Here is a 14,174-nt window from a genome sequence, read left to right as displayed (position 1 = left end):
CTTCGCTGTAGGACCGACCACCTCCCGTAGGAGTTATAGATGCCCCCCAAGGGTCGTCAGGGCGCTGCCAAGAAGGTGCGCCGCAAGGAAAAGAAGAACGTCGCTCACGGCCACGCGCACATCAAGAGCACGTTCAACAACACGATCGTCTCGATCACGGACCCCGCGGGCAACGTGATCTCCTGGGCCTCCGCCGGCCACGTCGGCTTCAAGGGCTCGCGCAAGTCGACCCCGTTCGCCGCGCAGATGGCCGCCGAGTCGGCCGCTCGCCGCGCGCAGGAGCACGGCATGCGCAAGGTTGACGTCTTCGTCAAGGGTCCGGGCTCCGGCCGCGAGACCGCGATCCGTTCCCTCCAGGCCACGGGCCTCGAGGTCGGTTCGATCCAGGACGTCACCCCCACGCCGCACAACGGCTGCCGTCCCCCCAAGCGCCGCCGCGTCTGACGCACGGCTGCTTGATTCAGGACTTCGGGCGGTACGGCTCTTCGGACCGTGCCGCCCGTACCCTTGCAGTACGCAGTACTCCGTCGGGCGTCAAATAGTGGGCGTCCACGACTGAAGGAATTGACACATGCTTATCGCTCAGCGTCCTTCGCTGACCGAAGAGGTCGTCGACGAGTTCCGCTCCCGGTTCGTGATCGAGCCGCTGGAGCCGGGCTTCGGCTACACCCTCGGCAACTCCCTCCGCCGTACCCTCCTGTCCTCGATCCCGGGTGCCGCTGTCACCAGCATCCGCATCGACGGCGTCCTGCACGAGTTCACCACCGTGCCGGGCGTCAAGGAGGACGTGACCGACCTCATCCTCAACATCAAGCAGCTGGTCGTCTCCTCGGAGCACGACGAGCCGGTCGTGATGTACCTGCGCAAGCAGGGCCCGGGTCTGGTCACCGCCGCCGACATCGCGCCCCCGGCCGGTGTCGAGGTGCACAACCCCGACCTCGTCCTCGCCACGCTCAACGGCAAGGGCAAGCTGGAGATGGAGCTGACCGTCGAGCGCGGTCGCGGCTACGTCTCCGCCGTGCAGAACAAGCAGGCGGGCCAGGAGATCGGCCGTATCCCGGTCGACTCCATCTACTCCCCGGTGCTCAAGGTCACGTACAAGGTCGAGGCGACCCGTGTCGAGCAGCGCACCGACTTCGACAAGCTGATCGTCGACGTCGAGACCAAGCAGGCCATGCGCCCGCGTGACGCCATGGCGTCCGCCGGCAAGACCCTGGTCGAGCTGTTCGGTCTGGCGCGCGAGCTCAACATCGACGCCGAGGGCATCGACATGGGCCCGTCCCCCACGGACGCCGCCCTCGCCGCCGACCTGGCGCTGCCGATCGAGGAGCTCGAGCTCACCGTTCGTTCGTACAACTGCCTCAAGCGTGAGGGCATCCACTCCGTGGGTGAGCTCGTGGCGCGCTCCGAGGCCGACCTGCTCGACATCCGCAACTTCGGTGCGAAGTCGATCGACGAGGTCAAGGCGAAGCTGGCCGGTATGGGCCTCGCCCTGAAGGACTCGCCGCCCGGATTCGACCCGACCGCCGCCGCCGACGCCTTCGGCGCCGACGACGACGCGGACGCCGGTTTCGTCGAGACCGAGCAGTACTAGTCCCTCGGGGCAGACTGCCTGAATGCCTCTGCGGGCCGGCTCCGGCCGGCCACGCAGTTCCCCGCGCCCCTCAGGGGGCGCGGGTCTTCGACGGGCGACCGCCCGCTCGGATACTGACCTCGGTACCTGATACGGCCGAGGCAGACATCAAGGAGAATCACCATGCCGCGTCCCGCGAAGGGTGCCCGCCTCGGCGGTTCCGCCGCGCACGAGAAGCTGCTCCTCGCCAACCTGGCGAAGTCGCTCTTCGAGCACGGCCGCATCACCACCACCGAGGCCAAGGCCCGTCGCCTGCGTCCGGTCGCCGAGCGCCTGATCACCAAGGCGAAGAAGGGCGACATCCACAACCGTCGCCTGGTGCTGCAGACGATCACCGACAAGGGCATCGTCCACACCCTCTTCACCGAGATCGCCCCGCGCTACTCCGAGCGCCCGGGTGGCTACACCCGTATCACCAAGATCGGCAACCGTCGTGGCGACAACGCCCCGATGGCCGTGATCGAGCTGGTCGAGGGCGAGATCGCCAAGAAGGCGACCGTCGCCGAGGCCGAGGCCGCCACCGTGCGCGCCGTCAAGGAGGCCGACGCGGCCGCCGAGGCTCCGGCCGAGGAGTCGAAGGACGCGTAAGCGTTCCGACGTTTCTCGTGTGCGGGCCCGTACCCCTTCGGGGGTACGGGCCCGTTCCCGTGTGTTTGAGAGGATCTTCGCGTGAGCGATGACGTGCAGGACGGTTTCGTACGGGTGCGGCTCGACCTGTCGTACGACGGCAGGGACTTCTCCGGCTGGGCCAGGCAGCCCGGGGGCCGGCGGACCGTGCAGGGGGACATCGAGGCCGCGCTGCGGACCGTGACCCGATCGACGGAGACGTACGAGCTGACCGTGGCCGGCCGGACCGACTCCGGGGTGCACGCGCGGGGGCAGGTCGCGCATGTCGACCTGCCCGTCGAGCTGTGGGCCGAGCACCGCGACAAGCTGCTCAGGCGGCTCGCCGGGCGCCTCTCGCACGATGTGCGGGTCTGGTCCCTGACCGAGGCCCCCAGCGGCTTCAACGCGCGGTTCTCCGCCATCTGGCGCCGTTACGCGTACCGCGTCACCGACAACCCCGGCGGGGTCGACCCGCTGCAGCGCGGGCACGTCCTGTGGCACGACTGGGCCCTCGACATGGACGCCATGAACGAGGCCGCCGCCGCGCTGGTCGGTGAGCACGACTTCGCCGCGTACTGCAAGAAGCGCGAGGGCGCCACCACCATCCGCACGCTCCAGGAGCTGCGCTGGGAGCGGCGCCCGGACGGCGTGATGGAAGCCACCGTGAAGGCCGACGCCTTCTGCCACAACATGGTCCGCTCGCTGGTCGGCGCCCTGCTCTTCGTCGGCGACGGGCACCGGCCCGTGGACTGGCCGGGCAAGGTCCTCGCGGCCGGCGTGCGGGACTCGGCCGTGCACGTCGTACGGCCGCACGGCCTCACCCTCGAAGAGGTCGGCTACCCCGCCGACGAGCTCCTGGCCGCCCGCAATCTGGAGGCCAGGAACAAGCGGTCACTCCCCGGGAGCGCCGGCTGCTGCTGAGGCCTGGGCGCGGCCGCGGGCGTAGATCTGGTTGAACGCGAAGGTGCCGAGGTCGTCGCTGGCCTGGAAGACCGGCTTGTCGGCCTTGGTGACCTTCTTGCCGTTGGCGAAGCCGGCCTGGGTGAAGTAGGCGTAGCGGCCGACCGAGTTCGAGCGGCGCAGACAGACCGTCGCGTGGCAGAAGTCACCCACGCCCGCGCCGACCAGGGGTGCGATACCGCCGGTGGCCTGGTTCTTCGCCTTCAGGGCCGCGGCCTCCGAGGGGAAGACGGCGACGCCGACGGTGATCGCCACGCCGTCCTTCACATAGGTGGCGCGGAGTACCTTCTGGCAGCCGTTCTTCTTCAGGACGGCGCCGAGGCCGCCCTGGGTGACGGCCGCGCAGTCGGTCGTCGCCGAGGTCGCGCCCTTCTTGTACGGGCGCTTGTTCATCGTCAGCTTCTTGCCCGGGAAGAGGCCCTCCGCGGAGAGCGGGGCCTTGTCCTTCTTCGGGTCCGAGATGTAGTCCTTCGGGTTCGGCGGGGGCGGCGGCGCCACCGAGGAGAAGGTCGGCTCGGGGGTCGGCGCCGTGGTGGGGGAGACCGTGCCGGTCGGCACCCCGCCGTTCTTGGCCTCGTCGTTCTTCTTGCCGGAGGCCACCACGGCGGTGGCGACGATCGCGCCGACGACCAGGGCCGCCACCGCGCCGCCGCCGACGACCATCCAGCGCTTGCGGCGGTTACGGGAGGCCGAGGCGTCGGCCAGGGCGCCCCAGTCGGGGGTCGTCCCGCCGCCCTGGGCGCCCGGGAACGGGTCGGGTGCCTGACCCTGACCCTGGCCGGGCTGCTGCCCGTAGCCCTGCTGCCCGTACCCCTGCGGCTGTCCGTAGCCCTGCTGCGGCTGCTGTCCGTGCCCCTGCTGCCCGCCCTGCTGCGGCTCTTGCGGCCACTGCGGTCCCCCAAAGCTCATGCCGCGCATCCTAAACCGGTTGGGCCCCGGCGATGCGGGCGGCGACAATGCACCTCATGGGACATGTCGAGGCCGCGCATCTTGAGTACTACCTGCCCGACGGGAGGATCCTGCTCGGGGATGCCTCCTTCCGGGTCGGAGAGGGCGCCGTCGTCGCCCTCGTCGGGGCCAACGGCGCCGGCAAGACCACACTGCTCCGGCTGATCGCCGGAGAGCTCCAGCCGCACGGCGGCACCGTCAGGGTCAGCGGCGGCCTCGGCGTGATGCCGCAGTTCGTCGGCTCCGTGCGCGACGCGTCCACCGTGCGTGACCTGCTGGTCTCGGTGGCGCAGCCCCGGATCCGGGAGGCCGCGAAGGCCGTCGACGAGGCCGAGCACCTGATCATGACCGTCGACGACGAGGCCGCGCAGATGAAGTACGCGCAGGCCCTCAGCGACTGGGCCGAGGTGCAGGGGTACGAGGCCGAGACCCTCTGGGACATGTGCACGATGGCCGCGCTCGGCGTCCCGTACGAGAAGGCGCAGTTCCGGGAGGTCCGGACGCTCTCGGGGGGTGAGCAGAAGCGGCTCGTCCTGGAATCGCTGCTGCGCGGCTCCGACGAGGTGCTGCTCCTCGACGAGCCGGACAACTATCTCGACGTCCCCGGCAAGCGGTGGCTGGAGGAGCGGCTGCGGGAGACCCGCAAGACCGTGTTGTTCATCTCTCACGACCGGGAGCTGCTGTCCCGGGGCGCGCAGAAGATCGTCGCGGTCGAGCCCGGCCCGGCCGGCTCCGACGTGTGGGTGCACGGTGGCGGGTTCGACACCTTCCACGAGGCGCGCCGGGAGCGGTTCGCCCGCTTCGAGGAGCTGAAGCGGCGCTGGGAGGAGAAGCACGCCCAGCTGAAGAAGCTCGTCGTCAACCTGCGGCAGGCGGCCGCGGTCAGCCACGACATGGCCTCGCGGTACGCGGCGGCGCAGACCCGGCTGCGGAAGTTCGAGGAGGCGGGGCCGCCGCCGGAGCCGCCGCGCGAGCAGGACATCAAGATGCGGCTGCGTGGCGGCCGCACCGGCGTACGTGCTGTGACCTGCGAGAACCTTGAGCTGACCGGGCTGATGAAGCCGTTCTCGCTGGAGATCTTCTACGGCGAGCGGGTCGGCGTCCTCGGCTCGAACGGGTCGGGGAAGTCACACTTCCTGCGGCTCCTCGCGGGGGACCCGACGGTCGCGCACACGGGTGACTGGAAGCTGGGCGCGCGGGTGGTGCCGGGGCACTTCGCCCAGACCCACGCGCACCCCGAGCTGACCGGGCGGCCGCTCGTCGACATCCTGTGGACGGAGCACGCCAAGGACCGGGGCGGCGCGATGTCGATGCTGCGGCGGTACGAGCTGGAGCGGCAGGGCGACCAGCCCTTCGACAAGCTCTCGGGCGGGCAGCAGGCGCGGTTCCAGATCCTGCTCATGGAGCTGGCGGGCACGACGGCGCTGCTCCTCGACGAGCCGACGGACAACCTGGACCTTGAGTCGGCGGAGGCCCTGCAGGACGGGCTCGAGTCGTACGACGGGACGGTGCTGGCCGTGACCCACGACCGCTGGTTCGCGAAGAGCTTCGACCGCTTCCTGGTGTTCGGCTCCGACGGTGTGGTGCGCGAGACGACGGAGCCGGTGTGGGACGAGCGGCGGGTCGAGCGCGCACGGTGACCGGCGTTCGGCGGCGGTTCCGGGGCCCTGGGTCGGCGGACGGAGTTCGGCGCAGCCGGGTGAAGCCGGGGAGGCCCCTTGGGGCCGAGCGGTGCGAGGTCGGCGTGGGGGAGAGGTCGACGGAGCCGGTGTGGGACGAGCGGCGGGTCGAGCGCGCACGGTGACCGGCGTTCGGCGGCGGTTCCGGGGCCCTGGGTCGGCGGACGGAGTTCGGCGCAGCCGGGTGAAGCCGGGGAGGCCCCTTGGGGCCGAGCGGTGCGAGGTCGGCGTGGGGGAGAGGTCGACGGAGCCGGTGTGGGACGAGCGGCGGGTCGAGCGCGCACGGTGACCTGGTGTCCTGCGGCGTTTTGACCCGTCGGGGGCAGCGCGGGTAGTGTTGCGGTTTGTTATGCGTATTGGCTCCGTCGTCTTCGTACGAAGGGCTCTTACGCAGGTTCCCTGGAGCAGTTACCAGTGGCTCGCATACGGGCGATGTTCCCGGCAGTGCAGGCCCCAGCTGCATGATCGCTTCAGGTGTGTCTGGACTCCATCCACTGAAGAAGCGAAGGCTACGAAGTGCGTACGTACAGCCCCAAGCCCGGCGATGTCACTCGCCAGTGGCACATCATCGACGCGCAGGACATCGTCCTGGGCCGTCTGGCGACCACGGCTGCGAACCTCCTCCGAGGCAAGCACAAGCCGGTCTACGCCCCCCACATGGACATGGGCGACTTCGTCATCATCATCAACGCTGACAAGGTCCACCTGTCCGGCAACAAGAAGACCCAGAAGCTGGCGTACCGCCACTCCGGCTTCCCGGGTGGTCTGCGCTCGGTCCGTTACGACGAGCTGCTCTCCAAGAACCCGGAGAAGGCCGTCGAGAAGGCCATCAAGGGCATGATCCCCAAGAACACCCTCGGCCGTCAGATGATCTCGAAGCTGAAGGTCTACGCGGGCGAGAACCACCCGCACGCTGCGCAGCAGCCGGTCCCGTTCGAGATCACCCAGGTCGCGCAGTAGTTCCGGCCACACCCCCTAAGAACGAAAGAAATCTGAGGAGCATCGTGGCCGAGACCACCCCCGAGACCCCCGTCGACGAGTTCGAGGGCGTTGAGGAGTACACCACCGAGACCGAGCTCGTCGAGGGTGAGTACACCTCCGAGTCGCTCGCGTCCCGCTTCGGCGACCCGCAGCCGGCCGCCGGCCTGGGCCGTCGCAAGAACGCCATCGCCCGCGTCCGGATCGTTCCGGGCACCGGCAAGTGGAAGATCAACGGTCGCACCCTTGAGGACTACTTCCCCAACAAGGTGCACCAGCAGGAAGTCAACGAGCCCTTCAAGGTGCTCGAGCTCGACAACCGCTACGACGTCATCGCCCGCATCGCGGGTGGCGGTGTCTCCGGCCAGGCCGGCGCCCTGCGCCTCGGTGTGGCCCGTGCGCTGAACGAGGCGGACGTCGAGAACAACCGCCCGGCGCTGAAGAAGGCCGGCTTCCTTTCCCGCGACGACCGTGCGGTCGAGCGCAAGAAGGCCGGTCTCAAGAAGGCCCGTAAGGCTCCGCAGTACAGCAAGCGTTAATCGCCTGCTCGGTCTGCTTTCGTACGCCCCGGCGGCACTGCCCGTGCCGTCGGGGCGTACGTTTTTTCATAACCTCTTTCTTCTTTCATCAGCTTGGGCACGTATTTCTCGGAGGACAGCTGTGGGACGACTCTTCGGCACGGACGGCGTACGCGGCGTCGCCAACGCGGACCTGACGGCGGAGCTCGCGCTCGGCCTGTCGGTCGCGGCGGCGCACGTTCTCGCCGAGGCGGGCACCTTCGAGGGCCATCGGCCCACCGCCGTGGTCGGCCGTGACCCCCGTGCGTCCGGAGAGTTCCTCGAAGCCGCCGTGGTGGCCGGCCTCGCCAGCGCCGGCGTCGACGTCCTGCGCGTCGGCGTCCTGCCCACCCCGGCCGTGGCCCACCTCACCGGCATCCTCGGCGCCGACCTCGGCGTGATGCTCTCCGCCAGCCACAACGCCATGCCCGACAACGGCATCAAGTTCTTCGCGCGCGGCGGCCACAAGCTCGCCGACGAGCTCGAGGACAAGATCGAGGCCGTCTACGAGGAGCACCGCACGGGCGCCCCCTGGGAGCGTCCGACCGGTTCCGGTGTCGGCCGGGTCCGTGACTACGACGAGGGCTTCGAGACCTACGTCGGCCACCTCCTCACCGTCCTCCCGAACCGTCTCGACGGTCTCAAGGTCGTCCTCGACGAGGCCCACGGCGCCGCCGCCCGCGTCTCGCCGGAGGCCTTCGCCCGGGCCGGTGCCCAGGTCGTCACCATCGGCGCCGAGCCGGACGGCCTCAACATCAACGACGGCTGCGGCTCCACCCACCTCGGGCTGCTCAAGGCCGCCGTCGTCGAGCACGGCGCCGACCTGGGCATCGCGCACGACGGTGACGCCGACCGCTGCCTCGCGGTGGACGCCGCGGGCAACGAGGTCGACGGCGACCAGATCCTCGCCGTGCTCGCCCTCGCCATGCGCGAGGCCGGTGCGCTGCGCGGGGACACCGTCGTCGCGACCGTCATGTCCAACCTGGGCTTCAAGCTCGCCATGGAGCGCGAGGGCCTGAACCTCGTCCAGACGGCGGTCGGCGACCGCTACGTCCTGGAGTCCATGAAGGAGCACGGTTTCGCGCTCGGCGGCGAGCAGTCCGGGCACGTCATCGTGCTCGACCACGCCACCACGGGCGACGGCACCCTCACCGGTCTGATGCTGGCCGCCCGCCTGGCCGCCACCGGCAGGTCGCTCGCGGACCTGGCCGGCGTGATGGAGCGGCTGCCGCAGATCCTCATCAACGTCCCCGACGTCGACAAGTCCCGGGTGAAGACCTCCGGCGACCTGGCCGCCGCGGTCACCGTCGCCGAGCAGGAGCTCGGCTCCACCGGCCGCGTCCTGCTGCGCCCCTCCGGCACCGAGCCGCTGGTCCGCGTCATGGTCGAGGCCGCGGACATCGAGCAGGCCCGCGCGGTGGCGCAGCGGCTCGCGGACGTCGTGAAGTCGGCGCTGGGCTAACCTTTCTGAAGCACCGTCATGCGCATGGAGGCCCCGCCGTACCGCACCCCGGTACGGCGGGGCCTCCTCGTGTCCGGGAGTCAGCCCCGCCGCAGACGGCGCTTCAGACGCCCGCGGTGCTTGCGCCACAGTCTCTGCTGGAGCGCCAGGGTCGCCGTGCCCGCCAGCATGATGCCCAGCAGATTGAGCAGCAGCTGCTCGATCGACCCCCACATCTGTCCGACCTCGCCGTAGCTGAGTGCCACCGCCGCGTTCGCCGCCGCCGGAACGGTCGTCACCGAGATCGCCACCCCCACCAGGGCGCCCGACTTGGACGAGGTGAGGGAGAGGGTCCCGGCCGCGCCCGCCAGGAGCGCCACCACGAAGGAGAACAGGTCCGGCTGCCAGATGAAGCTGGTCTGCGGACGCTCCGCGTCCAGCATCTCCTCGCTGAACTGGTTCAGCCAGTCCATGAGCAGGCTGAACAGGGTCGTCGCCAGGATCGCCGTCGCGAAGCCGACGAGCAGCGCGGTCAGGGACCGTACCGCCAGTCTCGGTGCCCGCTGCACGATCGCCGTGCACACCCCGGCGAGCGGGCCGAACTCCGGGCCGACCGCCATGGCGCCCACGATCAGGATGGCGTTGTCCAGCACGACACCGCAGGCCGCGATCATCGTCGCGAGGCCCATGAAGGAGAGATAGGTGAAGGAGAGCGTCGACTCCTCGTGGGTCGCCTCCGCCAGCTGCTCCCAGATCACGGCGTCCGCGCCCTCGCCCGGGGCGTCCTCCTCGGCCTGGTCCGCCCGTGTGGACATCGACAGGTCGACGCTCTCCACCGCGATCGACCCGTCCTGATCGATCCTCATGCCGCGCAGGCCGTGCAGGAGTTCGTCGGTCGACTCGCGCGCCATGTCGCACATGACCAGGTCGCCGACGGGATCCCGGGCGGCACCGGGCAGCACCACGAGATGCGTGGTGCCGACCGTCGACTCGATCAGCTCGACCGCGAGGGCGGTGCGGTCCTGCGGGACGATCATCCGGAGGTGCAGCATCCCCCGAGCTTACGGAGGCAGGGGGTCAGAGCTTACGGAGGCTCAGCCTCTGCACCTTGTGGTCCGGTCCCTTGCGGACGACGAGAGTCGCCCGGCCGCGCGTCGGGGCCACGTTCTCCAGGAGGTTCACCTTGTTGATGGTCCGCCACATGGTGCGCGCGTAGTCGAGGGCCTCGTCCTCGGAGACCCGGGTGTAGCGCTGGAAGTACGAGTCGGGGTCCTGGAAGGCGGTGTCGCGCAGCTTGCGGAAGCGGTTGAGGTACCAGCGCTCGATGTCCTCCGGGCGGGCGTCCACGTACACCGAGAAGTCGAAGTAGTCGGCGAGGCCGACCCGGGTGCGGCCGTCCTTGCCGGGCAGGGCCGGCTGGAGGACGTTCAGTCCTTCGACGATGAGGATGTCCGGTCGGCGCACGACGAGCCGCTCGCCGGGGACGCGGTCGTAGATGAGGTGCGAGTAGACCGGGGCCGTGACCTCGTCCTTGCCCGCCTTGATGTCCGCGACGAACCGGGTCAGGGCCCGGCGGTCGTACGACTCGGGGAAGCCCTTGCGGGACATGAGGCCGCGGGCCTTCAGCTCCTCCATCGGATAGAGGAAGGCGTCCGTGGTGACCAGCTCTACGCGCGGGTGCTCCGGCCAGCGGGCGAGGAGGGCCTGGAGGAGACGGGAGACCGTCGACTTCCCGACGGCGACCGAACCGGCGACTCCTATGACGAAGGGAGTGCCGCGCTGTTCGGCGCTCTCGCCGAGGAAGGTGTTGAGGGCGCCGCGGAGTCCGCTGGTGGCCTGTACGTACAGGTTGAGCAGCCGGGACAGGGGAAGGTAGATGTCCCGGACCTCGTCGAGGTCGATGACGTCCCCGAAACCGCGGAGCCGCTCGACCTCGTCGGCGGTGAGAGGGAGCGGAGTCTTGTCGCGCAGGGCGCTCCACTCGGCGCGGGTGAGGTCGACGTAGGGCGTCGTGCCGTTGGCGCTTCGTGGCGGCGAAGTGATCACCCCGCCATTGTCGGGGGTGACAGGGCTCTGTGGGCCGCGGGGGGCCGTGGGGTGGGTCACGCGACAAAAGCATTTGTCGTACCGATGATCCGGGTCCATCCTGCTTGACGCCGCGTGGGCCGCTGTTCTTCACGCGGGGGGAGCCGCCCGGGGGGCGGCACGACGAGAACACGAAGAGAAGCAGAGAGCCACCACATGCGTACGTCCATGAGAAGCGCCGCCGTCGCCGCCACCGCCGTCTCCCTGGCCCTCCTCACCGCCTGCGGTGGCGGGGAGAAGACCGGGGACGAGGGCGACAAGGCCGGTGGCACCGGTGCGCCCAGCGCCTCCGCCACGAGCGCGCCCGCCGCGAAGGCGCTGTCCGCCGCCGAGCTGGAGAAGCTGATCGTCGAGCAGGCCGACCTCAAGGGCTACCAGGTGCAGAAGGCCAAGCCCGCGGACATCGTCCCGGCCGACGCCGTCTCCACCGACAAGGCCTCCTGCAAGCCGATCGCCGACGGCATGTCGTCCATCGCCACCGGGAAGCCGGCGGCGAGCGCGCAGCGCAAGGCCATCGAGATGCCGAAGACCGAAGGGACGGCCTCCCCGGAGGACGCCCTCGGGGCGCTGGCCGCCCCGGTGACCAGCGTGACGCTCGGGTCGTACGAGGGCCAGGGTGCCCAGGAGGCCCTCGCGGCGCTGAAGACGGCCGGCACCGACTGCGCGGGCGGCTTCACGCTGATCGGCGGCGGCGAGAAGACGAAGATCGACAAGGTAGCGCCGGAGACCGTGTCCGCCGGTGACGAGGCGCTGGCCTGGACGATCACCACCGACGTGGACGGGAAGCCGTTCCTCACCAAGCTGGTCGTCTTCCGCAAGGGCAACACCCTCGCCTCGTTCCACACCCTCAGCTTCGGCGGCACCGTCAAGGCCCTGCCGCAGGCCATCGTCGACGCGCAGGCCGCCAAGCTGTCCTGACTCCGACCCTCCGGGCGCCCGCGGCCGTAGGCTGCCGCCATGTGCGGAATCGTGGGATACGTCGGCGGGCAGTCGGCGCTTGATGTGGTGGTCGCGGGCCTCAAGAGGCTCGAATACCGGGGCTACGACTCGGCCGGTGTCGCGGTGCTCTCCGACGGAGGGCTGGCCGCGGCCAAGAAGGCGGGCAAGCTCGTCAACCTGGAGAAGGAGCTCGTGGACCGGCCGCTCGCCGGCGGGTCCGTGGGCATCGGACACACCCGCTGGGCCACCCACGGCGGGCCGACCGACGCCAACGCGCACCCGCATCTGGACAACGCCGGGCGCGTCGCCGTCGTCCACAACGGCATCATCGAGAACTTCGCCGCCCTCCGGGGCGAGCTCGCCGAGCGCGGCCACGACCTGCTGTCCGAGACGGACACCGAGGTCGTGGCCCACCTCCTCGCCGAGGAGTTCTCGTCCGCCGGTGACCTCGCGGAGGCCATGCGGCTGGTGTGCCGGCGGCTCGACGGGGCCTTCACCCTGGTCGCCGTGCACGCCGACCAGCCGGACGTGGTCGTCGGCGCCCGCCGGAACTCGCCGCTCGTCGTCGGTGTCGGCGAGGGTGAGAACTTCCTCGCCTCCGACGTGTCCGCTTTCATCGCCCACACCCGGTCGGCCATCGAACTCGGCCAGGACCAGGTCGTCGAGCTGACCAGGGACGGCGTGACCGTCACCGACTTCGACGGGGCGCCCGCCGACGTCCGTGCCTTCCACGTGGACTGGGACGCCTCCGCCGCCGAGAAGGGCGGCTACGACTACTTCATGCTCAAGGAGATCGCCGAGCAGCCCAAGGCCGTCGCCGACACCCTCCTCGGCCGCATCGACGGCGCCGGCCGGCTCACCCTCGACGAGGTGCGCATCCCCGACGCCGTGCTCCGCGAGGCCGACAAGGTCGTCATCATCGCGTGCGGCACCGCGTTCCACGCCGGGCTCATCGCCAAGTACGCCATCGAGCACTGGACCCGCATCCCCTGCGAGGTCGAGCTCGCCAGCGAGTTCCGCTACCGCGACCCGATCCTCGGCCAGCGCACCCTCGTCATCGCCATCTCCCAGTCGGGCGAGACGATGGACACGCTGATGGCACTGCGGCACGCGCGGGAGCAGGGCGCGAAGGTGCTCGCCGTCTGCAACACGAACGGCTCGACGATCCCGCGCGAGTCCGACGCCGTGCTGTACACCCACGCCGGGCCCGAGGTCGCCGTGGCCTCCACCAAGGCCTTCCTCACCCAGCTCGTCGCCTGCTACCTTCTCGCGCTCTACCTCGGTCAGGTGCGCGGCACCAAGTGGGGCGACGAGATCCACGCAGTGGTCCGCGAGCTCGCCCGGATCGGCGACGAGGTCGAGCGGGTCCTGGACACCATGGAGCCCGTCCGGGCCCTCGCCCGCTCCCTCGCCCACAAGGACACCGTCCTCTTCCTCGGCCGGCACGTGGGCTATCCCGTCGCCCTCGAAGGCGCCCTGAAGCTCAAGGAACTGGCGTACATGCACGCCGAGGGCTTCGCCGCCGGAGAGCTCAAGCACGGGCCGATCGCGCTCATCGAGGAGGACCTGCCGGTCGTCGTCGTGGTCCCCTCGCCCAAGGGCCGCTCCGTCCTCCACGACAAGATCGTCTCCAACATCCAGGAGATCCGGGCACGCGGCGCCCGCACCATCGTGATCGCCGAGGAGGGCGACGAGGCCGTCGTCCCGTACGCCGACCACCTCGTCCGCATCCCGGCCACGCCTACGCTGCTCCAGCCGCTGGTCTCCACGGTGCCGCTCCAGGTCTTCGCCTGCGAGCTCGCCACCGCGCGGGGCAACGAGGTCGACCAGCCGCGCAATCTGGCCAAGTCCGTGACCGTGGAGTGAGTGTGTGCGTGTGAAGGTGACCAGATGATCATCGGGGTGGGGATCGACGTGGCCGAGATCGACCGGTTCGCCGCGTCGATCGAACGGACACCGGCGCTGCTCCAGCGCCTCTTCGTCGAGAGCGAACTGCTGCTTCCCAGCGGCGAACGGCGCGGGCCCGCCTCCCTCGCGGTGCGGTTCGCCGCGAAGGAGGCCCTCGCGAAGGCGCTCGGCGCGCCGGCCGGGCTGCACTGGACGGACGCCGAGGTGTACGTCGAGAGCAGCGGGCAGCCGCGGCTGCGGGTGAGCGGGACGGTGGCGGCCCGGGCGGCCGAGCTGGGCGTGAAGCACTGGCATGTGTCGCTGAGCCATGACGCGGGGGTGGCGTCCGCCGTGGTGATCGCGGAGGCGTAGGCGTGGGACGTACGGACCAGGGGGGGGGGAGGGGGGGGGGGGGGGGGGGGGGGGGGGGGGGGGGGGGGGGGGGAGGGGGGGGGGGTGGG

General features: G+C 70.4%; 14 protein-coding genes. 11 read left to right on the top strand and 3 right to left on the bottom strand.

What is annotated here, in order from left to right; genetic code table 11:
- Window positions 1-39: 39 nt before the first annotated feature.
- The 4 genes from rpsK (at window position 40) to truA (ending at window position 3,160) form a co-directional block, all read left to right on the top strand.
- A complete protein-coding gene (gene rpsK, locus ACZ4XX_RS35520) occupies window positions 40-444 on the top strand; it encodes a 30S ribosomal protein S11 (RefSeq protein WP_006376016.1) in 405 nt (134 codons plus the stop codon).
- Between the two features lie 127 nt (window positions 445-571).
- Window positions 572-1,594 (top strand): DNA-directed RNA polymerase subunit alpha, encoded by a 1,023-nt coding sequence (locus ACZ4XX_RS35515; protein WP_024755423.1) that lies wholly within the window; start codon window positions 572-574, stop codon window positions 1,592-1,594.
- A 162-nt stretch (window positions 1,595-1,756) separates the two neighbouring features.
- Window positions 1,757-2,221, top strand: coding sequence for a 50S ribosomal protein L17 (rplQ, locus tag ACZ4XX_RS35510; protein ID WP_015035596.1), 465 nt, complete (start codon window positions 1,757-1,759; stop codon window positions 2,219-2,221).
- Between the two features lie 81 nt (window positions 2,222-2,302).
- Window positions 2,303-3,160 carry a tRNA pseudouridine(38-40) synthase TruA gene (gene truA, locus ACZ4XX_RS35505; protein WP_468511974.1) on the top strand — a complete coding sequence of 286 codons (858 nt, stop codon included), beginning with the start codon at window positions 2,303-2,305 and terminating at the stop codon, window positions 3,158-3,160.
- Here truA and ACZ4XX_RS35500 read toward each other — a convergent pair.
- Entirely contained in the window at window positions 3,131-4,108 is a 978-nt protein-coding gene (locus ACZ4XX_RS35500) for a hypothetical protein (protein WP_468511973.1), read from the bottom strand. The genes truA and ACZ4XX_RS35500 overlap by 30 nt on opposite strands.
- 47 nt (window positions 4,109-4,155) lie before the next feature.
- Between ACZ4XX_RS35500 and ACZ4XX_RS35495 the strand changes: the two genes are divergently transcribed.
- From ACZ4XX_RS35495 to glmM, 4 genes are all read left to right on the top strand, one after another.
- Window positions 4,156-5,787: an ABC-F family ATP-binding cassette domain-containing protein gene (locus tag ACZ4XX_RS35495; RefSeq protein ID WP_468511972.1), complete on the top strand. Its 1,632-nt coding sequence runs from the start codon at window positions 4,156-4,158 to the stop codon at window positions 5,785-5,787.
- Window positions 5,788-6,342: 555 nt separating this feature from the next.
- Window positions 6,343-6,786 (top strand): 50S ribosomal protein L13, encoded by a 444-nt coding sequence (gene rplM / locus ACZ4XX_RS35490; protein WP_030318630.1) that lies wholly within the window; start codon window positions 6,343-6,345, stop codon window positions 6,784-6,786.
- 44 nt (window positions 6,787-6,830) lie between these two features.
- Window positions 6,831-7,343, top strand: coding sequence for a 30S ribosomal protein S9 (rpsI, locus tag ACZ4XX_RS35485; protein WP_015035601.1), 513 nt, complete (start codon window positions 6,831-6,833; stop codon window positions 7,341-7,343).
- 121 nt (window positions 7,344-7,464) lie between these two features.
- Window positions 7,465-8,823 carry a phosphoglucosamine mutase gene (gene glmM / locus ACZ4XX_RS35480; RefSeq protein WP_468511971.1) on the top strand — a complete coding sequence of 453 codons (1,359 nt, stop codon included), beginning with the start codon at window positions 7,465-7,467 and terminating at the stop codon, window positions 8,821-8,823.
- Between the two features lie 80 nt (window positions 8,824-8,903).
- On the opposite strand, the gene ACZ4XX_RS35475 is transcribed toward glmM, so the two are convergent.
- Both ACZ4XX_RS35475 and coaA read right to left on the bottom strand, forming a co-directional pair.
- Window positions 8,904-9,854 (bottom strand): DUF389 domain-containing protein, encoded by a 951-nt coding sequence (locus ACZ4XX_RS35475; RefSeq protein WP_468511970.1) that lies wholly within the window; start codon window positions 9,852-9,854, stop codon window positions 8,904-8,906.
- 25 nt (window positions 9,855-9,879) lie between these two features.
- Complete coding sequence (gene coaA, locus ACZ4XX_RS35470; protein WP_468511969.1) at window positions 9,880-10,848, bottom strand: type I pantothenate kinase; 969 nt, start codon at window positions 10,846-10,848, stop codon at window positions 9,880-9,882.
- A gap of 195 nt (window positions 10,849-11,043) precedes the next feature.
- Here coaA and ACZ4XX_RS35465 point away from each other — a divergent pair, with 195 nt between their 5' ends.
- From ACZ4XX_RS35465 to ACZ4XX_RS35455, 3 genes are read left to right on the top strand one after another with little or no spacing between them, the layout of a single operon-like run.
- Window positions 11,044-11,805 (top strand): hypothetical protein, encoded by a 762-nt coding sequence (locus ACZ4XX_RS35465; protein ID WP_468511968.1) that lies wholly within the window; start codon window positions 11,044-11,046, stop codon window positions 11,803-11,805.
- A gap of 39 nt (window positions 11,806-11,844) precedes the next feature.
- Window positions 11,845-13,692, top strand: a complete 1,848-nt coding sequence (gene glmS, locus ACZ4XX_RS35460; RefSeq protein WP_468511967.1) for a glutamine--fructose-6-phosphate transaminase (isomerizing) — start codon at window positions 11,845-11,847, stop codon at window positions 13,690-13,692.
- A gap of 24 nt (window positions 13,693-13,716) precedes the next feature.
- Window positions 13,717-14,085: a holo-ACP synthase gene (locus tag ACZ4XX_RS35455; RefSeq protein ID WP_468511966.1), complete on the top strand. Its 369-nt coding sequence runs from the start codon at window positions 13,717-13,719 to the stop codon at window positions 14,083-14,085.
- The last annotated feature ends 89 nt before the right edge of the window (window positions 14,086-14,174 follow it).

The sequence above is a fragment of the Streptomyces sp. NPDC029956 genome, from assembly GCF_055574655.1.
Note: the sequence above shows the minus strand (reverse complement) of the source record. Positions and strands in the feature narration are given on the sequence as shown.

Coding starts and splice junctions, on each gene's coding strand:
- rpsK (WP_006376016.1), top strand. CDS start 40: ATGCCCCCCAAGGGTCGTCAGGGCGCTGCCAAGAAGGTGCGCCGCAAG.
- ACZ4XX_RS35515 (WP_024755423.1), top strand. CDS start 572: ATGCTTATCGCTCAGCGTCCTTCGCTGACCGAAGAGGTCGTCGACGAG.
- rplQ (WP_015035596.1), top strand. CDS start 1,757: ATGCCGCGTCCCGCGAAGGGTGCCCGCCTCGGCGGTTCCGCCGCGCAC.
- ACZ4XX_RS35500 (WP_468511973.1), bottom strand. CDS start 4,108: ATGAGCTTTGGGGGACCGCAGTGGCCGCAAGAGCCGCAGCAGGGCGGG.
- ACZ4XX_RS35495 (WP_468511972.1), top strand. CDS start 4,156: ATGCACCTCATGGGACATGTCGAGGCCGCGCATCTTGAGTACTACCTG.
- ACZ4XX_RS35475 (WP_468511970.1), bottom strand. CDS start 9,854: ATGCTGCACCTCCGGATGATCGTCCCGCAGGACCGCACCGCCCTCGCG.
- ACZ4XX_RS35465 (WP_468511968.1), top strand. CDS start 11,044: ATGCGTACGTCCATGAGAAGCGCCGCCGTCGCCGCCACCGCCGTCTCC.
- glmS (WP_468511967.1), top strand. CDS start 11,845: ATGTGCGGAATCGTGGGATACGTCGGCGGGCAGTCGGCGCTTGATGTG.
- ACZ4XX_RS35455 (WP_468511966.1), top strand. CDS start 13,717: ATGATCATCGGGGTGGGGATCGACGTGGCCGAGATCGACCGGTTCGCC.